This is a genomic window from Paraburkholderia sp. HP33-1 (assembly GCF_021390595.1).
GTDB lineage: Bacteria > Pseudomonadota > Gammaproteobacteria > Burkholderiales > Burkholderiaceae > Paraburkholderia.
On record NZ_JAJEJR010000001.1, the window covers coordinates 2,384,010 to 2,402,907 of the forward strand.

Annotated in this window: 14 protein-coding genes; 1 reads left to right on the forward strand and 13 read right to left on the reverse strand. The window is 63.1% G+C overall.

All coding sequences use genetic code 11. From position 1 onward, the window contains the following. Positions 1-6: 6 nt before the first annotated feature. The 7 genes from pstA to L0U81_RS10830 form a co-directional block, all read right to left on the reverse strand. A complete protein-coding gene (gene pstA / locus L0U81_RS10800) occupies positions 7-903 on the reverse strand; it encodes a phosphate ABC transporter permease PstA (protein WP_233802490.1) in 897 nt (298 codons plus the stop codon). After that, on the reverse strand, positions 900-1,901 hold the full coding sequence (gene pstC / locus L0U81_RS10805) for a phosphate ABC transporter permease PstC (protein ID WP_233802492.1): 1,002 nt from the start codon (positions 1,899-1,901) through the stop codon (positions 900-902). The genes pstA and pstC overlap by 4 nt, the downstream gene beginning before the upstream one ends. A gap of 170 nt (positions 1,902-2,071) precedes the next feature. Beyond that, positions 2,072-3,103: a phosphate ABC transporter substrate-binding protein PstS gene (pstS, locus tag L0U81_RS10810; RefSeq protein WP_233802494.1), complete on the reverse strand. Its 1,032-nt coding sequence runs from the start codon at positions 3,101-3,103 to the stop codon at positions 2,072-2,074. 397 nt (positions 3,104-3,500) lie between these two features. Beyond that, positions 3,501-4,859 carry a phosphoglucosamine mutase gene (gene glmM / locus L0U81_RS10815; RefSeq protein WP_233802496.1) on the reverse strand — a complete coding sequence of 453 codons (1,359 nt, stop codon included), beginning with the start codon at positions 4,857-4,859 and terminating at the stop codon, positions 3,501-3,503. Between the two features lie 29 nt (positions 4,860-4,888). After that, a complete protein-coding gene (folP, locus tag L0U81_RS10820) occupies positions 4,889-5,788 on the reverse strand; it encodes a dihydropteroate synthase (RefSeq protein ID WP_233802498.1) in 900 nt (299 codons plus the stop codon). 83 nt (positions 5,789-5,871) lie between these two features. Further along, positions 5,872-7,761: an ATP-dependent zinc metalloprotease FtsH gene (ftsH, locus tag L0U81_RS10825; RefSeq protein WP_233802500.1), complete on the reverse strand. Its 1,890-nt coding sequence runs from the start codon at positions 7,759-7,761 to the stop codon at positions 5,872-5,874. A gap of 189 nt (positions 7,762-7,950) precedes the next feature. Continuing rightward, the gene (locus L0U81_RS10830; RefSeq protein WP_233802502.1) at positions 7,951-8,613 is read right to left on the reverse strand and encodes an RlmE family RNA methyltransferase; all 663 of its coding nucleotides are present in this window, start codon (positions 8,611-8,613) and stop codon (positions 7,951-7,953) included. A gap of 190 nt (positions 8,614-8,803) precedes the next feature. Between L0U81_RS10830 and L0U81_RS10835 the strand changes: the two genes are divergently transcribed. Then, a complete protein-coding gene (locus tag L0U81_RS10835; protein ID WP_233802504.1) occupies positions 8,804-9,334 on the forward strand; it encodes a YhbY family RNA-binding protein in 531 nt (176 codons plus the stop codon). Between the two features lie 197 nt (positions 9,335-9,531). On the opposite strand, the gene L0U81_RS10840 is transcribed toward L0U81_RS10835, so the two are convergent. The 6 genes from L0U81_RS10840 to L0U81_RS10865 all read right to left on the reverse strand — a co-directional run bounded on the left by L0U81_RS10840 (position 9,532) and on the right by L0U81_RS10865 (position 18,804). Then, on the reverse strand, positions 9,532-10,041 hold the full coding sequence (locus L0U81_RS10840; protein ID WP_233802506.1) for a DUF4149 domain-containing protein: 510 nt from the start codon (positions 10,039-10,041) through the stop codon (positions 9,532-9,534). A gap of 20 nt (positions 10,042-10,061) precedes the next feature. Continuing rightward, positions 10,062-10,538, reverse strand: a complete 477-nt coding sequence (greA, locus tag L0U81_RS10845; protein ID WP_062127755.1) for a transcription elongation factor GreA — start codon at positions 10,536-10,538, stop codon at positions 10,062-10,064. Between the two features lie 153 nt (positions 10,539-10,691). Continuing rightward, complete coding sequence (gene carB, locus L0U81_RS10850) at positions 10,692-13,946, reverse strand: carbamoyl-phosphate synthase large subunit (RefSeq protein WP_233802508.1); 3,255 nt, start codon at positions 13,944-13,946, stop codon at positions 10,692-10,694. A 158-nt stretch (positions 13,947-14,104) separates the two neighbouring features. After that, positions 14,105-15,259, reverse strand: coding sequence for a glutamine-hydrolyzing carbamoyl-phosphate synthase small subunit (gene carA / locus L0U81_RS10855; RefSeq protein ID WP_233802510.1), 1,155 nt, complete (start codon positions 15,257-15,259; stop codon positions 14,105-14,107). A gap of 385 nt (positions 15,260-15,644) precedes the next feature. Beyond that, positions 15,645-16,886 carry an MFS transporter gene (locus tag L0U81_RS10860; RefSeq protein WP_233802512.1) on the reverse strand — a complete coding sequence of 414 codons (1,242 nt, stop codon included), beginning with the start codon at positions 16,884-16,886 and terminating at the stop codon, positions 15,645-15,647. Between the two features lie 262 nt (positions 16,887-17,148). After that, complete coding sequence (locus L0U81_RS10865; RefSeq protein ID WP_233802514.1) at positions 17,149-18,804, reverse strand: transglycosylase SLT domain-containing protein; 1,656 nt, start codon at positions 18,802-18,804, stop codon at positions 17,149-17,151. Positions 18,805-18,898: the final 94 nt, after the last annotated feature.

Genomic DNA, 18,898 nt, shown 5'->3' on the forward strand with positions numbered 1-18,898 from the left:
CCGCCCTTACTTGTTCGAGAAGATCGTGCGCGCGAGGATGTTCAGTCCCAGCACCGCGAGCGTGATCAGGAAGACGCCGGCCCACGCGAGCGATTGCCACTGCGCGAACGGGCTCATCGCAAACTTGTAGATCGTGACCGGCAGGTTTGCTACCGGCTGGCCCATATCGACCGTGAAGAACTGGTTCGACAACGCGGTGAAGAGGAGCGGCGCGGTTTCGCCGGCAATCCGTGCGACGCCGAGCAGCACACCGGTGACGATGCCCGCGATCGACGCCTTCAGCGTGATCGCCAGCACCATCCTCCACTTCGGCGTGCCGAGCGCGAACGCGGCTTCACGCATCGCGTTCGGCACAAGCTTCAGCATGTTTTCGGTCGTGCGGATCACGATCGGAATCTGCAGCAGCGCCAGCGCGAGCACGCCGGCCCAGCCGCTGAAGTGGCCCATCTTCGCGACGACGAGCGCGTAGACGAACAGACCGATCACGATCGACGGCGCCGACAGCAGGATGTCGTTGATGAAGCGCGTAACGTTCGCAAGCCAGCCCTTCTGGCCGTATTCGGCGAGATAGACGCCCGCCATGATGCCGATCGGCGTGCCGACGAAGGTCGCGAGCCCCACCAGCATCAGGCTGCCGACGATCGCGTTGGCGAGACCGCCGCCGTCGGTGTTCGGCGGCGGCGTCGACTGCGTGAACAGATCGACCGACAGACCGCCGATACCGAGACGCAGCGTCGTATAGAGAATCCACACGAGCCACAGCAGACCAAACGCCATCGCCGCGAGCGACAGCGTCAGCGCGACCGCGTTGGTCAAGCGCCGGCGTCCTTGCAGGCGCACGCGCATCGTTTCGAGCGTCGCGGGGTCCTTCAGACCCGGCATGTTCAGGGATGGTCCGCTCATTTCGCGCCCTCCCCTTTCTCGAGACGCAGCAGCATGAATTTCGAAATCGACAGCACGATGAATGTAATCACGAACAGGATCAGGCCGAGCTCCATCAGCGCCGACGTATGCAGGCCCGGATCCGCTTCCGCGAACTCGTTGGCGAGCGCGGACGTGATGCTGTTGCCCGGCGAAAACAGCGAAATATTGTCGAGCAGATTGGTGTTGCCGATCACGAACGTGACCGCCATCGTCTCACCCAGCGCGCGACCGAGGCCAAGCATGATGCCGCCGATCACACCGCTCTTCGTGAACGGCAGGACGATCCTCCACATCACTTCCCACGTCGTGCAGCCGATCCCGTACGCCGATTCCTTCAGCAGCACCGGCGTCACTTCGAACACGTCGCGCATCACCGATGCGATGTACGGAATGATCATGATCGCGAGGATCACGCCTGCGCACAGAATACCGATGCCGATCGGCGGACCCGCGAACAGCGCGCCGACGATCGGAATGCTACCGAGCACCGCGCCGAGCGGCTTCTGGAACCACATCGCGAAGATCGGCGCGAACACGAGCAGACCCCACATGCCGTACACGATCGACGGAATCGCGGCGAGCAGCTCGATCGCGATGCCGAGCGGCCGGCGCAGCCATGCGGGCGACAGTTCGGTCAGAAATAGCGCGATGCCGAAGCTGACCGGCACAGCAATGAGAAGAGCGATGATCGACGTCGCCAGGGTGCCGTAGATCGGCACGAGCGCGCCAAATTGCTTGCTGGGTGGATCCCAGACTGCCGTCCACAGGAACGCGAGACCGAACTCGCGAATCGACGGCATCGAGGAGATGATCAGCGAGACGATGATGCCGCCGAGCAGCAACAGCGTCACGATGGCGGAAAGGCGTGCGAGGCCGCCGAAGATCACGTCGCCGGAGCGGCCCGGCGCTTTCTGCTGCGACGCACTGCCAGGCGGAGTGGCGTGGCTCGTGCCGGACGCCAGATGAATATCGGACATGAGAGCCTGATGGACCTGATTCCAGTTGCCGGACGACACATGTCGGGCGGCTGGTGACGCATGCGGCGCATGCCGCGTTAAAGCCATCGGCCGTCCTCATGCGAGGACGGCCGGGGTACTGCAGGGCGCGGCGATCGACCGCGCCCGCGCTATCAACGCGCTTGTGCCTGTTACTCGGCGAGCGACTTGCCTGCCGAATCCTTCACCTTCTGCTTCCACTGCGTGCGGATTTCCGAAACGACCGATTCCGGCAGCGAGATGTAGTCCAGCTCGTTCGCAGCCTGACCGCCGTTCTTGAACGCCCAGTCGAAGAACTTCAGCGTTTCCGTGCCTTGCGGCGCCTTGTCCTGCGTCGTGTGCAGCAGCACGAACGTCGCGCCGACGATCGGCCATGCGTTCTTGCCCGGCTCGTTCGTCAGGATCTGGTAGAACGACTTCGACCAGTCAGCGCCAGCAGCCGCTGCCTTGAACGTTTCGGTCTGCGGCTGAACCACTGCGCCGGCTTCATTCTTCATCGCGACGTAGTTCATGTGGTTCTGCTTCGCGTACGCCCATTCCACATAGCCGATCGAACCCGGCAGGCGCTGCACGAATGCCGCGACGCCGTCGTTGCCCTTGCCGCCCGTGCCGGTCGGCCAGTTGACCGTCGAACCTTCACCGACCTTCGCCTTCCACTCCGGATTGACCTTCGACAGGTAGTTCGTCCAGATGAAGCTGGTGCCCGAACCGTCAGCGCGGCGCACCACGGCGATGTCCAGATCCGGCAGCTTGGCCTTCGGGTTCAGCGCGGCGATTGCTGGGTCATTCCACTTCTTGATCTTGCCGAGGTAGATGTCGCCGAGCACTTCACCCGACAGCACCAGTTCGCCCGGCTTCACGCCCGGCACGTTGACTGCCGGCACCACGCCGCCGACCACCGTCGGGAACTGGAACAGGCCATCCTTCGCGAGTTCGTCGTCCTTCAGCGGAGCGTCCGAACCGGCGAAATCGACGGTCTTCGCGACGATCTGCTTCACGCCGCCCGACGAACCGATGCCCTGATAGTTAACCTTGCCGCCGCCGGACTTCTGATAAGCGTCAGCCCACTTCGTGTAGATCGGTGCTGCGAACGTGCTGCCCGCGCCCGTGATGTCTGCGGCTTGCGCTGCGATTGCGAAGAGCGCGCCAGCGACGCCAGCGAACACGGTTTGCATCAATTTCATGAGACCTCCAAGGCAGTGTGAGCGTGTGGTGTGAGCGTGAAACTTGAACACCGCGAAGCTTAGGGTCTCTTTATGACAAAAACGTGACTAACCGTGAAACACATGTGACACTAATATTACTGGGTGAAAGGTGTCGGAGCCGACGAATTGCTGCCGTGACAATGCACTTTGCATCGCCTCCTCTAAGGTAGGCGAAAAAGATGGGGCGTGAACGTTTGCGCTCAGCGTCGAGGGTGGTTTTTGCGCGGGATATGCCGATCTTTTGGCGGGTGGAGAACGCGTGTTCGTTTGAGGGTGAAGGTCGGCCATGCGGTTCGCGGGACCGCTGAGCCAACCCTGATTGCGACGACCGGGCAGGCGGCGGTCGCCACCGCCCGCCGCCTGCCCCGTGTATCGATCAGGTCGTCGCTTCGCGCACCGCATCGGCAATCGCTTCTGAATGCTGAACCGCGTCCGCGACGTTCTGCGCCTCGACCATCACGCGCAGTACTGGCTCGGTGCCCGACGCGCGGATCAGCACGCGACCGCGGCCGTCAAGCGCGCCTTCGGCCACCTTGATCGCCCGGCGGATCGTCTCGCTGCCCTTCCAGTCCGCGCCGGGCTTCATGCGCACGTTGATCAGCTTCTGCGGGAACAGCGTGACGCCGTCGAGCAGATCCGCGAGCGACTTGCCGCTGCGCTGCATCGCCGCCAGCACGAGCAGCGCGGACACGATGCCGTCGCCAGTCGAATGGCGATCCAGCGACAGAATGTGGCCCGAGCCTTCCGCGCCGAGCTGCCAGCCGTGCTCGCGAAGCTGTTCGAGTACATAGCGATCGCCGACCGCGGCGCGCACGAACTTCACGCCGGTACGCTGCAGCGCGACTTCCACGGCCATGTTGGTCATCAACGTGCCGACCGCTCCTTCCACGTGGCCGGCGGTCGCGATACGATCCTTGACCAGCACGTACAACAGCTCGTCCCCGTTGAACAGGCGGCCGGACGCGTCAACGACCTGCAGACGGTCGGCGTCGCCATCGAGCGCGATACCGAGGTCCGCGTGGTTCGCGCGCACCGCGCGGACCAGCGCATCCGGCGCAGTCGCGCCGACGCCGTCGTTGATGTTGAAGCCGTTCGGCGCGACGCCGATCGGGATCACTTCAGCGCCGAGTTCATGGAACACATGCGGCGCGACGTCATACGCGGCACCATGCGCGCAATCGACGACGAGCTTCATGCCGCGCAGGTCGTACGCGGCCGGGAACGTGCTCTTGCAGAACTCGATGTAGCGGCCGGCCGCGTCATCGAGACGGCGTGCCTTGCCCAGTCGCTCGGAGGGCGCGCACGCGAGCGGCAGCTCGAGTTGCTCCTCGATCTGCGCTTCAACGTCGTCCGGCAGCTTGTTGCCGTCGGCCGAGAAGAACTTGATGCCGTTGTCGTAGTACGGGTTGTGCGATGCACTGATCACGACGCCCGCGGCAAGCCGCAGCGCGCGCGTCAGATAGGCAATGCCGGGCGTCGGCATCGGACCGGCCAGCATCACATCGACGCCGGCTGCCGAAAAGCCCGATTCGAGCGCGGCTTCGAGCATGTAGCCGGAGACCCGCGTGTCCTTGCCGATCAGCACCGTCGGGCGAGTGCCCGTTTTCGCCCATTGATCAGCGCCCGCCAGCACCTTGCCGGCAGCGTAGCCAAGCCGCAACACGAATTCCGGCGTGATCGGCGCTTCGCCGACCTTACCTCGAATGCCGTCCGTTCCGAAGTAACGACGTGCCATGTTTGATCTCCCTGTATGTGGCTGTGGGCTCAACCGTGCGCGCGGCTCGCATTGGCCGCGTCGCGCAGGGTTGCCCATACTTTTAATGCATCGACGGTTGGTGCGACGTCGTGTACACGCAGGATCGCGGCGCCCCGCTCGGCCGCGCACACCGCCGCGGCGATGCTGCCGGCCAGGCGCTCTGCCGTGTGCCGCCCCGTCACCGCTCCCAGCATCGACTTGCGCGACATGCCCGCAAGAATCGGATACGGCGACGCGGCGCGCGGCGCCGTGTCCCGCAGTTGCGCGAGCAGCGCGTAGTTGTGCTCGACGACGGTCTTGCCGAAGCCGAAACCCGGATCGACACTGATGCGCTCCCGCGCAATCCCCGCCTGTTGCAACGTCGCGACACGCTCTTCCAGGAAGTGGCGGACGTCGCTGACCACGTCGTCATAGTGCGGCTCGCCGCGCTGCATGGTCCGCGGCTCACCGAGCATATGCATCACGCAAAGGCCGCAGTCGCTGTCGCGCACCGCGTCGATGGCGCCGGGCAAGCGGAAGCCCCAGACGTCGTTGATCATGTCGGCGCCCGCGTTCAACGCTTGACGCATCACTTCCGGCTTGTACGTATCGACCGACAACGGCACGTTCGCGCCGCGCAGTTGCTCGACGAGCGGTAGCACGCGCTCCAGCTCTTCGTCGAGCGGCACCGGCGGCGCGCCAGGACGCGTCGATTCGCCGCCGATATCGATGATGTCCGCGCCCTCCAGCATCATGCGCTCAGCCTGGCGCAGCGCATCGCCGCGCATCGCGAACTTGCCGCCATCGGAGAAGGAATCGGGTGTGACGTTCAGGATGCCCATGACCAACGGGCGTTCAAACGTCAGCTTGAAGCGGCCGCATTGCAGCGGCTCTGGAAAGGGAAAGGAAGAAGAATCGACTTTCGACACGTAGCAGTGCTTCACTTGGAACGGATGAATGCAAAACGGGCCGGTGTGTAGCACACCGGCCCGCACTTTCTACTGATTACCGATCAGGCCGGCGCCGTTGCGCTGCCCGGCTTGACTTCGGTGCCGGGGCTGCCGCCCGAAGAGGCGTCGCTTGCCGACGGCGGCGAGCTCTTCGGCGAGCGCGGCGGCCGACCTGCCATGATGTCGTTGATCTGATCGGCGTCGATCGTCTCCCATTCCATCAGCGCGGCGGTCATCGCTTCGACCTTGTCGCGGTTCTCTTCGAGCAGGCGCCGCGCGAGATTGTACTGCTCGTCCAGCACACGGCGGATTTCCGCGTCGACCTTCTGCTGCGTCGCCTCCGAAATGGTCCGGGTAAAGCCGCGACCGAACGGCGAAGCGTCGTTCTCGTCGTCGACATAGACCATCGGTCCGAGCGCGTCCGTCATGCCGAAGCGGGCGACCATCGCGCGAGCCGTCTGCGTCGCCTTGTTGAAGTCGTCCGACGCGCCCGTGCTGATCAGGTTCAGGAACAGCTCTTCCGCGACACGGCCACCGAACAGGATGGCGAGACGATCGAGCAGGTAGTCCTTCGAGTACGTTTCGTTGTCATGCTCCGGCAACTGCCACGTGACGCCCAGCGCACGGCCGCGCGGAATGATGGTGACCTTGTGCACCGGATCGGCCTTCGGCAGCAGCTTCGCGATCACCGCGTGACCCGATTCGTGATACGCCGTAGCACGCTTCGATTCTTCGCGGATCACGGCCGACTTGCGCTCCGGACCCATGAAGATCTTGTCCTTCGCATCCTCGAAGTCCGTCATTTCGACGATGCGCTTGCCGCGGCGCGCCGCGAATAGTGCTGCTTCGTTGACGAGGTTCGCGAGATCGGCGCCCGAGAAACCCGGCGTGCCGCGCGCGATCACTGCCGCATCGACGTCGTTCGAGATCGGCACCTTGCGCAGGTGCACCTTCATGATGTGCTCGCGGCCGCGGATATCGGGCAGACCGACATACACCTGACGGTCGAAACGACCGGGACGCAGCAGCGCCTTGTCGAGCACGTCCGAACGGTTCGTCGCGGCGATCACGATGACGCCCGAATTTGCCTCGAAACCGTCCATTTCGACGAGCATCTGGTTCAGCGTCTGTTCGCGCTCGTCGTTACCGCCGCCCATGCCGGCGCCGCGATGACGACCGACCGCATCGATTTCGTCAATGAACACGATACACGGTGCGTGCTTCTTGGCCTGTTCGAACATGTCGCGCACGCGAGCCGCGCCGACACCGACGAACATTTCCACGAAGTCCGACCCAGAAATGCTGAAGAACGGCACCTTCGCCTCGCCGGCGATAGCACGGGCAAGCAGCGTCTTGCCGGTTCCCGGCGGGCCAACGAGCAGCACGCCGCGAGGAATCCGACCACCGAGCTTCTGGAATTTCTGCGGATCGCGCAGAAAGTCGACGAGCTCCGACACTTCTTCCTTGGCTTCGTCGCAACCGGCAACGTCGGTGAAATTGATTGCGTTGTTGTTCTCGTCAATCAGTCGCGCACGCGACTTGCCAAACGAGAAGGCCCCGCCTTTGCCGCCCCCCTGCATCTGTCGCATCATGTAGAACCAGAAACCGATGATCAGGATCGTCGGTCCGAGGTAATACAGCACGGACATCAGTGCATTGGGTTCGTCGTCAGCCTTGCCGCTCACCTGTACGCCATACTTCATCAGATCGCCGACCATCCAGATGTCGCCGGGCGACACGATCTGGTACTTCTGGCCGTCTGCTGGAGTGACCGTGAGGTTCCGCCCCTGGACAATGACGTTCTTGACTTTGCCGTTCTTCGCGTCGTCCATGAACTGCGAATAGGAAACGCCTTCCTGAACACGGGGCTTGTCGAACTGCTTGAACACCGTAAACAGCACCAGTGCGATCACCAGCCACACTGCTGCTTTCGAAAACATATTGTTGTTCAAAGCACCACTCCTTCACTTAGACGGGCGCCTACATTTGCCTTGCGGCACCACGAAAGCATTCTAATCCAGTCCGCAGACCCCTGCCATAACGTTTCACTACCGTGGAAATAGGGTAGCGGGCCGGCTTGTCGCCGGCCTCCGGCGCGTCGGGCTCATTATTGGCAGAGGTGGAACTGTCTCTCCGCGCCCCTATGCGGGACGCTTAAGATGCTTACCCAAAATAAATGTTTCTGACGATTTATCCCGCGACGCCTTCGGCTTGCGGGCTCCCACCACCTTGAACTGGCGCTTGAACTTTTCGACAATCTGACTATAACCACTGCCGTGAAAGCATTTCACTAAAAGGGCGCCATCCGGTTTCAGGTGATTTTGCGAGAATTCGAGCGCGAGATCGCATAAATGCTCGATCCGCGCCGCATCCGCGATCGCCACGCCGGACAGGTTGGGTGCCATATCCGAAATTACAAGGTCTACCTGGCGCGCACCGACCAATTCTTCGAGCTGAACCAGCACCGAGTCTTCGCGGAAATCGCCCTGGATGAAGTGCACGTCGGCCACTGGCTCCATCGGCAGGATGTCGAGCGCGATGATCGTGCCGTCGATACCGCCTTCGCGCTCCGCATTGCGCTGCGCGCCGCTCGCGAGCTTGTTGCGCGCGTACTGGCTCCAGCTGCCCGGCGAGGAACCCAGATCGACGATCACCTGCCCCGGACGGATCAGCTTGTCCTGCTCGTCGATTTCCTTGAGCTTGTAGGCCGCACGGGCACGATAACCCTCCCGTTGGGCCATTTTGACGTACGGGTCGTTGATGTGGTCATGCAGCCACGCGGTATTGAACTTGTTTTTTGCCATTAAAGATTGAACTGTTGCTGCGTCGGGTCGCGCTTTAGGGGATAATACGCGGTTAATTCGCGCGGCCCCGCCAGACTGGCGGCCATCCGCGACTCTGTTGTTCTGACGCGCGCCCTGCCGAATCAAGCCGCCCGAATCGCTCGGACGAAAAACGCAGGAGCCGCTATTTTAGTCGAGTCTTCCACTTTCCATGCCAGCCCTCAAAGTCTCTCCCGACCAACGCGCCGAGTTGCGCTCCCAGGCACATGCGCTCAAACCGGTCGTGCTCGTCGGCGCCGAAGGCTTGACCGACGCTGTGGTCGCTGAAATCAAGGTGCACCTCGCCGCGCACCAATTGATCAAGATCCGCGTGTTCGGTGACGAGCGCGAGGAACGCGTCGCCATCTACGAAGAAATCTGCGACACCCTGAACGCCGCGCCGATCCAGCATATCGGCAAGCTGCTCGTGATCTGGAAGCCCGAATCGGCACAGCCGGCTGCGAAGTCGAAGCGTGGCGCCTTGCCGAGCGCCCGCGAAGCGGCGGCCGAAGAAACCCGGCCGGCCAAGGGGCGCGCACCGCGCGTCGTCAAGGTCGTGAAGCCGACCGATGTGCCGCTGCGCAAGCCGCGAGCCAAGGCGGTGCTGGTGCGCGGCAATGAACGCGTGACGCAGGGTGGCAACATCAAGCGCGCGAAGAAGCGTCAAACCAGCGCGAAGCGCTCGCATCAGTCGTCGAAGTAAGCGAAGACGCGGCCAGGGTGCGGACCGGATCCGCACCACCCATCGACGACCGTGAGCGAAAGGCTCGAATCACCCCGAGAATGAGCCGCAGTTGGCCGCGGGATTCGGACGATTCGCCGCAACGCGACGCTCCTCACAGGCATCGGCAACAACCAGCGGCAATCGCGCCGCGTAACACCATCGGCCACCCGCGAGCCTCAGCCCGTCACCTTTCCCACGTCGCTGCGCGCGACCTCTTCCTCAGCCGCCACGCCGACACGCGCCGGCAGCAACCACACGAGCGCAATACCCAGCAGGCTTTCGATCAGATAGAACAGACTTGACACGCCGTGCAGGATGCCGAATCGGGTCGCATAAACGGAATGCCCAACGTCGCTGCCCGCTTCGAGCGCGGCCGCGCGCATTGCGTTCATGAACGGCTGCAACGCGAAATATCCGACCAGCACGCATACGAGCATGCCGGCGAGCAGCCAGCGCAAGCGGCGATACGCGCCACTACCGCGCCGCACGAGCAGGTTGGCGAGACCGATTAGCAAAATGCCGCACACGACACCAATCACACCCTGGATACGAAACAGCTGTGCGGCGACGGAACCCGCCGTCATCCGGTCGAGCGTCGTGAACAGCACGGGCGCCACCGCATAGCCGATAGTCAGCAGACTACCGACCCACACCGCCGTCAAGAGGCGGAATAAACGATGCGGCATCAGAGACACCGGCCCCATCCTCAGACGTAGCTGACCGCGATGATTTCGTATTCGCGTACGCCGCCCGGCGCCTGCACCGATGCGACGTCGCCTTCCGACTTGCCGATCAGCGCACGCGCGATCGGCGAGCTGATCGAGATCAGGCCGTGATCGATGTCCGCTTCATCGTCACCGACGATCTGGTACTTGACCGACGCACCCGATTCGAGGTCTTCGAGCTCGAGCGTCGCGCCGAACACCACGCGACCGTCCGCTTCGACTTGCGAAGGGTCGATCACCTGCGCGCCGGCAAGCTTCGATTCGATTTCGGCAATACGGCCTTCGATAAAGCCCTGCTTTTCCTTCGCAGCGTCGTATTCCGCGTTTTCCGACAGATCGCCCTGGGCGCGCGCTTCCGCGATCGAGTTGATCACGGCCGGACGTTCAACCGATTTCAGGCGCTGCAATTCATCGCGCAGCATGTCTGCGCCGCGCTTCGTCAATGGAATAGTGCTCATAAACAACTCTGGAGGCAAAAAACGGCCATAAAAAAAATCACCGCGGTTAAGTGCATTCCGCGAAAGCCGCTGCCCGTTGACAGACCCGGGCCGCAGCACCTGCGGAACGCCGCTTAACCGCGGCACTTACATCTTGGACAGGTACTCGAAGCCTTAGTTTAGGCGAGCATGGAGTCCTTGTAAATCATAGACTTCCAGGTTCTTCAGATAGCGAAGACCCTCCACCGCCGCGCGTGCACCCGACATCGTCGTGTAGTAGGTGACCTTGTTCGCCTGCGCGCTCATGCGGATCGAACGCGAATCAGCGATCGCCGCGCGCGTTTCGTCGACGGTCGTGAAGACCAGCGCGATCTCGCCATTCTTGATCATGTCGACGATATGCGGACGGCCGTCCTTCACCTTGTTGACGACCTTGACCGGCACGCCGGCCGCTTCGATCGCGGCAGCCGTGCCCTTTGTCGCGACAATCGGATAGCCGAGCTCGTGCAGCATGCGCGCGACTTCGACCGCCTTCGGCTTGTCGGCGTCCATGACCGTCAGGAGCACCGTGCCCGATTCGGGCAAACGCGAACCCGCTGCAAGCTGCGACTTGAACAACGCCTCGCCGAACGTCTGCCCGACGCCCATCACTTCGCCGGTCGAACGCATTTCAGGTCCGAGCACCGGGTCGACCGCCGGGAACTTGACGAACGGGAACACCGCTTCCTTCACGCTGAAGTACGGCGGCTCGACTTCCTTCGTCACGCCTTGCGCGGCGAGCTTCTGACCGACCATCGCGCGCGCCGCGATCTTCGCGAGCGGCAGGCTGGTCGCCTTCGACACGTATGGCACCGTGCGCGACGCGCGCGGGTTCACTTCGAGCACGTAGATGATGTCGTCCTTCGAGCCGTCAGCCTGCGGCACCTGCTGGATCGCGAACTGCACGTTCATCAGCCCGACCACGTTCAGCGCCTTCGCCATCGCGGCGGTCTGGCGCTTGAGTTCGGCAACGGTCGCCTTCGACAACGAATACGGCGGCAGCGAGCAGGCCGAGTCGCCCGAGTGCACGCCCGCCTGTTCGATGTGCTCCATCACCCCGCCGATAAACACGGCTTCGCCATCCGAAATGCAATCCACGTCGCATTCGATTGCGTCGTTCAGGAAGCGGTCGAGCAGCACCGGCGAGTCGTTCGACACCTTCACCGCCTCGCGCATATAGCGCTCGAGATCACGCGGCTCGTGGACGATTTCCATCGCGCGGCCGCCCAGCACGTACGACGGACGCACAACGAGCGGATAGCCGATTTCGTCGGCGAGCTTCAGCGCTTCGTCTTCGGCGCGCGCGGTGCGGTTCGGCGGTTGGCGCAGGCCGAGGTTCTGCAACAGCTTCTGGAAACGCTCGCGGTCTTCGGCCGCGTCGATCATGTCCGGTGATGTACCGATGATCGGCACGCCGTTCGCCTCGAGATCGAGCGCAAGCTTCAACGGCGTCTGGCCGCCGTACTGCACGATCACGCCGACCGGCTTTTCCTTGTCGACGATTTCGAGCACGTCTTCGAGCGTCAGCGATTCGAAGTACAGACGATCGGACGTGTCATAGTCGGTCGACACGGTTTCCGGATTGCAGTTGACCATGATCGTTTCATAGCCGTCCTCGCGCATCGCGAGCGCGGCGTGCACGCAGCAGTAGTCGAACTCGATACCCTGACCGATCCGGTTCGGACCGCCGCCCAACACCATGATCTTCTTGTTGCTGGTCGGATTCGCTTCGCACTCTTCCTCGTAGGTCGAGTACATGTAAGCGGTCTTCGTCGCGAACTCGGCCGCGCAGGTATCGACGCGCTTGTACACCGGACGCACGTTCAGCTCGATACGGCGTGCGCGCACATCCGCCGGCTTCGCGCCGAGCAGCTTCGCAAGACGACGATCCGAGAAGCCGCTCTGCTTCAGATACTTCAACTCTTCCTTCGTGAGGCTCGCGAGCGTGCGGCCGGCCAGCGCCTTTTCCTTCAGCACGATCTGCTCGATCTGCGCAAGGAACCACGGATCGATCGCGGTCTCTTCGAAGATTTCCTGCGCGCTCATGCCGACGCGGAACGCGTCGCCCACGTACCAGATGCGATCCGGACCGGCTTCGCCGATCTCGCGGATGATCTCGTCGCGGTTGGCGGTCTTTTCGTCGAGACCATCGACGCCGACTTCGAGGCCGCGCAGCGCTTTCTGGAACGACTCCTGGAACGTGCGGCCGATCGCCATCACTTCACCGACCGACTTCATCTGCGTCGTCAGGCGCGAATCGGCTTCGCGGAATTTCTCGAACGCGAAACGCGGGATCTTCGTGACGACGTAGTCGATCGTCGGTTCGAACGACGCCGGGGTCTGGCCGCCGGTGATTTCGTTCCTGAGTTCATCGAGCGTATAGCCGACCGCGAGCTTCGCCGCGACCTTCGCGATCGGGAAGCCGGTGGCCTTCGAGGCCAGCGCCGACGAACGCGACACGCGCGGGTTCATTTCGATCACGATCATCCGGCCGTCTTTCGGATTGATCGAGAACTGCACGTTCGAGCCACCCGTGTCGACGCCGATCTCGCGCAGCACCGCAAGCGACGCATTACGCAGGATCTGGTATTCCTTGTCGGTCAGCGTTTGTGCCGGCGCGACCGTGATCGAATCGCCGGTGTGGATGCCCATCGGGTCGAGGTTTTCGATCGAGCAGACGATGATGCAGTTGTCCGCCTTGTCGCGGACCACTTCCATTTCGTACTCTTTCCAGCCGAGCAGCGACTCTTCGATCAGCAGTTCGCGCGTCGGCGACAGGTCGAGACCGCGCTTGCAGATCTCTTCGAACTCGTCGCGGTTGTACGCGATGCCGCCGCCCGAGCCGCCCAACGTGAACGACGGACGAATCACGACCGGATAGCCGCCGCTACCGGTTTCCGCGGCGATCTTCGCCTGCACCTGCAGCGCTTCTTCCATCGAATGCGCGGTGCCCGACTTGGCCGAACCGAGGCCGATCTTCGTCATCGCGTCCTTGAACTTCTGGCGGTCTTCCGCCTTGTCGATCGCTTCCGGCGATGCGCCGATCAGCTCGACGTCGTACTTCGCCAGCACGCCATGCGCGTGCAGGTCGAGCGCGCAGTTCAGCGCGGTCTGGCCGCCCATCGTCGGCAGGATCGCGTCCGGGCGCTCCTTCGCGATGATGCGCTCAACCACTTCCCACGTGATCGGCTCGATATAGGTCACGTCGGCCGTGTTCGGGTCGGTCATGATCGTCGCCGGATTGCTGTTGACGAGAATGACCTTGTAGCCTTCCTCACGCAGCGCCTTGCATGCCTGCGCGCCCGAATAATCGAACTCGCACGCCTGGCCGATGATGATCGGACCCGCGCCGATGATGAGGATGCTCTTGATGTCTGTCCGCTTGGGCATAACGCTCTCGCTAATGTATTCCTGAATTCTTTCCGTCGGCGCGCGCCGTTTTCACGTTGCGCGCGCTGTTTCGCGGCACGCCCGCCGCGTAGTGCTGCGGGCCGCCGCGGCCGCCGCGAGCCGTTTCCGGCTGGCTTCTGCGGCCGGCCATTACTGCTTCAAGCCGCTGCGCTCTTGCCGTTCTTGTGCGCGTCCATCAACGCGGTGAAGCGATCGAACAGGTACGCGACGTCGTTCGGACCGGGCGAGGCTTCCGGGTGGCCCTGGAAGCAGAACGCCGGCTTGTCGGTCAGCGCGAAGCCCTGCAGCGTGCCGTCGAACAGCGACACATGGGTCACGCGCGCGTTGGCGGGCAGCGCGTCGGCATCGACCGCGAAACCGTGGTTCTGCGACGTGATTACCACGCGACCGTCTTCGAGATCCTTGACCGGGTGGTTCGCGCCGTGGTGGCCGGTCTTCATCTTCATCGTCTTCGCGCCGACCGCGAGGCCCATGATCTGGTGGCCGAGGCAAATGCCGAAGGTCGGAATGCCGCGCTCGATGAACGCCTTCGTCGCCGCGATCGCGTAGTCACACGGTTCCGGGTCGCCCGGGCCGTTCGACAGGAACACGCCGTCCGGGTTGAGCGCGAGCGCGTCAGCGGCGCTCGACTGCGCCGGCAGCACGGTGACGTGGCAGCCCCGCTCGGCAAGCATGCGCAGGATGTTCTGCTTGACGCCGTAGTCGAATGCGACCACGCGGTATTTCGGCGCGTTCTGCTCGCCGTAGCCGGTACCCAGACGCCATTCGGTTCGGGTCCACTCGTAGGTTTCCTTCGTCGACACGACCTTCGCGAGGTCCATGCCTGCGAGGCCCGGGAACGAGCGCGCCAGCTCGATGGCCTTGGCTTCGTCGTCCGAACCGGCGAGGATCGCGCCGTTTTGCGCGCCCTTGTCGCGCAGCACGCGGGTCAGCTTGCGAGTGTCGATGCCGGCGATGGCGACCACGCCTTCATCCTGCAGGTATTGCGGGAGCGTGCGCTCCATGCGGAAGTTCGACGCGAGAACCGGCAGATCACGGATGATCAGGCCAGCGGCATGGACTTTCGTCGCTTCGACGTCTTCGGCGTTCACGCCGACGTTGCCGATATGCGGGTACGTGAGGGTCACGATCTGGCGCGCGTAGCTCGGGTCAGTCAGGATTTCCTGATAGCCGGTGATGGCGGTGTTGAACACGACTTCACCGATGGTATGCCCGGGGGCGCCGATCGAATAACCACGAAAGACCGTGCCGTCGGCGAGCGCGAGTAGAGCTGGAGAAAATGACGGCAACACGGGAGACTCCTTGGGGGAACACCCTGTTGCCACCTGTCTATCCGATTTCGAGCCGCAGCGAAACACATCCTGGATGCGCGCGCAGACTCGCTCGCGAGCTGCCGGTGACGCTGCAAGGGGCGCGATGGGTCCATTTTCTGGACGACTCGGCTGGGTGCGGGGCCCTTCTTGCTACGCCAATGGCGCGCGGCGGATGAACGGTATGGGGGAGGTAGGCGCTAGGGTGCGGGTTGATAAGCTCAAACCTTCAAATTATAGCCTGAATCGGCCCTTCCCTCCAAATCTGAGATAGGACGCGAACTCAGGGCAGCGCGACAAAGCAATGTTGGCGGGGACGGAACAGCGGTGACCACCCGCTCAGATGCAAGGCCTGCCGCGTGCGCCCTCAGGCCTCCTGCTCGGCACGAATCTCGGCCGAGCGGGAGAGCTGGCGGCCCGGCAACGCGTACCAGATCGCGCTCAGCACTTGCAGCGCAACCAGAACCTCCCACGCAGTCAGATGCGCGACCGCCGGATAGTGGCCAGCACTCGCCGGCCAGCGCGACAGCACCGCGCCGACGCCGATCTGAAAACCGAAGATCAGCAGAAAGATGATCAGCGTCAGCGTCGTGTTGACCCGGCCGATCATCTGCGGCGGGAAATGCCGCGCCATCACCGCGTAGCTGAGAATGCCGGTGCCGCCGAAGATTCCGTAGGCAGCCCACAGCAGGCTCGCCGGCAGCGGTGCCTTGAACATGATCAGCAACTGGGTCAGCACGTACAGCGCCATGCCGATGCCGCAAAACGCATAGAGCGAGATGCCGCGTCGCTCGAGGCTGCGCGCCGCCGCGCCGAAAACGACGCAGCCGGCCATCATCGCGAAGCCGAGAATCGACACGAGCGCCGCCGCCTGACGCGGCTCGAAGCCCTGCACGTCGCGCAGCCATGATCCGACCCACAACGACTGCATCGCGTAGAAAACGCCTTGGGTCACGACCGAAAACGACGCGATCTTCCAGAACGCCGCGCTGCGCAGAATGTGCCACGTCCCTTTGAACTGCGCGACGAGGCTCGCCTGGCGATGCGTTTCGCGAGCGTCCGGCGCGAGCGTCCATTGCGCGAGCGCGACCAGCACCGTGAGCACGCCGAGCCCCACACAGACCGCGCGCCAACTTGAAAAACCGAGCACCCACGTGAGCGGCGAACCGACCATCACGCCGCCGAAGCCACCGATCGCCATCACGAGCCCGTTCATCAGCGGCAGACGCGCCGTCGGAAAATGCTGCGCGAGCGCCTTGAACGCGGCGCCGAGACACACGGACACGCCGACGCCGATCAGCAGCCGTCCGACCATCATCACGCCGAGACTGTGCGCGGCGCCGAACACCCAGATGCCGAGCGCGGCAAAGAGCAGCGTGCCGGCCGTCACGCGACGCGCGCCAAAGTGATCGAGCAATACGCCGGCAGGAATCTGCGCGCCCGCGAAGCCGAGGAAATACAGGCTCGTCAGCACACCCAGATCGGCAGCGGACAAACCGAGATCGCGCGTGATGAACGGCGCGAAACCGAGATTGACGCCGCGAAACACGTAGGAGACGAAGTAGCCGGCGGAAAACAGCAGAAAGACGCGCAGTTGGGTCGACGACATAGATCAGGAAGTCAGCCTGGAAGTAGTCTCAAAACGTGACCTGAGGTTCGGCCGAATCGGGACAAAACGGCACCCAACGGCCGACGCGGTCAAAGCACGAACGATAAAGTAAATGCGACAAACCCGCAGGAATCGTCAGCACAATGAAAAACGCCGCCACCCGAAGGTGACGGCGTTTGATGAACACGGTGCGTGATCGGAGCGCAATCCATGCGCTGCCCCCGCAACGCATGTGGTCACTACCGTGGGAGCCGCTATTGGTCTATTTACTCTTCTTCTTCGCGTTGGCCACGGTCTTCGGGCGGCTCTCTGCCGCAGCCTTCGACGCCTTGTCGGGCCCAGGGGCCGACACTTTCTCAACCTTGCCCTTGCCGCCCGGCTCAGACACCTTGACGATGGCAGAGCGGCCGTGCCCCTTCTTTTTATCGTAGCGCGAATCGCTGTGCGTGTCTGCGACACGGACGCCAATCTTCTGCACACTGGCGCCCTGCACGTCGGTGGCGATCTTTTCCGGACCCGGCTCGCTCGGCACCGGCTTGCCGACCGGCACGTGCAGCACGATCACCTGGCCGCGCGAAACCTGATCGCGATGCGTCCTGTTCCACGCCTTCAGCTGACCGACCGAAACGCCGTAGCGCACCGCGATCGCGGCCATCGACTGATTGCGGCGCACGCGGATCAGCATCTTGCGCGTATCGGGGACGTCGGGCTCCATGGCGAGCACGCCGCTTTCGGCGACGTCGGCGCTGATGTCCTCGTCGTCGTCCGAGCCGCGCGGCACGACGATCGTCGAGCCCGGTTTGAGGCGCATGCCGACGGGAATCTTGTTCACTTCCATCAGCGTGCCAGCGTCGACGCCGATTTTCTGCGCGATCGCCGCCGGCGTCGCGCGCTCGTCGACCGTGTAGGTGGTCCACGACGACAGCGAGCCCGAGTAAGTTTTCAGGTTGCGTTCGAACGCGGACGCGTTGTCGAACGGCAACAGGATCTGCGGCTGCGTCGCGCCGAGAATCACCGGCTTCCTGAACGACGGATTCAGTGAACGGAACTCGTCCGTCGACATATTGGCGAGCCGCGCGGCGACGTCGACGTCGATGTCGTGCGAGGTCGTCACCGTCACGAAATATGGGTGGTTCGGAATCGACGGCAGCGAGAGCCCGTACATCTGCGGGTTCGTCACGATGTTTTTGACCGCCTGCAGCTTCGGCACATAGTTGCGCGTTTCGCTCGGCAGACGCAGGCTCATGTAATCGGTTGGCAGACCCGCTGCCTCGTTGCGCGCGATCGCGCGCTGCACGTTGCCCTCGCCCCAGTTATACGCGGCGAGCGCGAGCTGCCAGTCGCCGAACATGTCGTGCAGGTTCGATAGATAGTCGAGCGCGGCACTGGTCGACGCGAGCACGTCGCGGCGCTCGTCCTGCCACATGTTCTGCTTCAGGTTGTAGGTGCGGCCTGTGCCCGGCATGAACTGCCACATACCGGCCGCCTTGGCGACCGACAACGCCTGCGGGCTATACGCCGACTCGATGAACGGCAGGAGCGCGAGCTCGGTCGGCATATGGCGCGCCTCGAGCTCTTCGACGATGTGATACAGGTATTTTTGTGAGCGCTCGGTCATGCGCTGCACGTAATCGGGACGTTGCAGATACCAGTTGAGCTGCATGTCGACGAGGTCGCTCTGCAGATCCGGCATCTGGAAACCACGGCGAATGCGGCCCCACAGATCGGCGTCCTGGCTCGTCAACTGATTGACGGAGCCCTGGTCGACATTGATGGTTTCTTTGGCAGTGGCGTTCTTGCGAAGGGCGTCGGCTACGGCTTGCTGGCTGGCAGGGTTATTGGCGTTATTCGTCATTGGTCCCTGACTCGCGCAGGCGGCGAGTGTCAGGACCAAGAACGCACTTAAGATGAATCGCATGAACGTCTCGGCTTCCACAAGGGCTGGAATTTGCAGCCGATAGTACGAAACGTCAACGTTTCCGTCAATTGGAAAATTGAGAAAAAAATCAACC

Coding starts and splice junctions, on each gene's coding strand:
- glmM (WP_233802496.1), bottom strand. CDS start 4,859: ATGGCACGTCGTTACTTCGGAACGGACGGCATTCGAGGTAAGGTCGGC.
- pstC (WP_233802492.1), bottom strand. CDS start 1,901: ATGTCCGATATTCATCTGGCGTCCGGCACGAGCCACGCCACTCCGCCT.
- L0U81_RS10830 (WP_233802502.1), bottom strand. CDS start 8,613: ATGGCAAAAAACAAGTTCAATACCGCGTGGCTGCATGACCACATCAAC.
- L0U81_RS10840 (WP_233802506.1), bottom strand. CDS start 10,041: ATGCCGCATCGTTTATTCCGCCTCTTGACGGCGGTGTGGGTCGGTAGT.
- greA (WP_062127755.1), bottom strand. CDS start 10,538: ATGAGCACTATTCCATTGACGAAGCGCGGCGCAGACATGCTGCGCGAT.
- pstS (WP_233802494.1), bottom strand. CDS start 3,103: ATGAAATTGATGCAAACCGTGTTCGCTGGCGTCGCTGGCGCGCTCTTC.
- carB (WP_233802508.1), bottom strand. CDS start 13,946: ATGCCCAAGCGGACAGACATCAAGAGCATCCTCATCATCGGCGCGGGT.
- L0U81_RS10860 (WP_233802512.1), bottom strand. CDS start 16,886: ATGTCGTCGACCCAACTGCGCGTCTTTCTGCTGTTTTCCGCCGGCTAC.
- L0U81_RS10835 (WP_233802504.1), top strand. CDS start 8,804: ATGCCAGCCCTCAAAGTCTCTCCCGACCAACGCGCCGAGTTGCGCTCC.
- pstA (WP_233802490.1), bottom strand. CDS start 903: ATGAGCGGACCATCCCTGAACATGCCGGGTCTGAAGGACCCCGCGACG.
- L0U81_RS10865 (WP_233802514.1), bottom strand. CDS start 18,804: ATGCGATTCATCTTAAGTGCGTTCTTGGTCCTGACACTCGCCGCCTGC.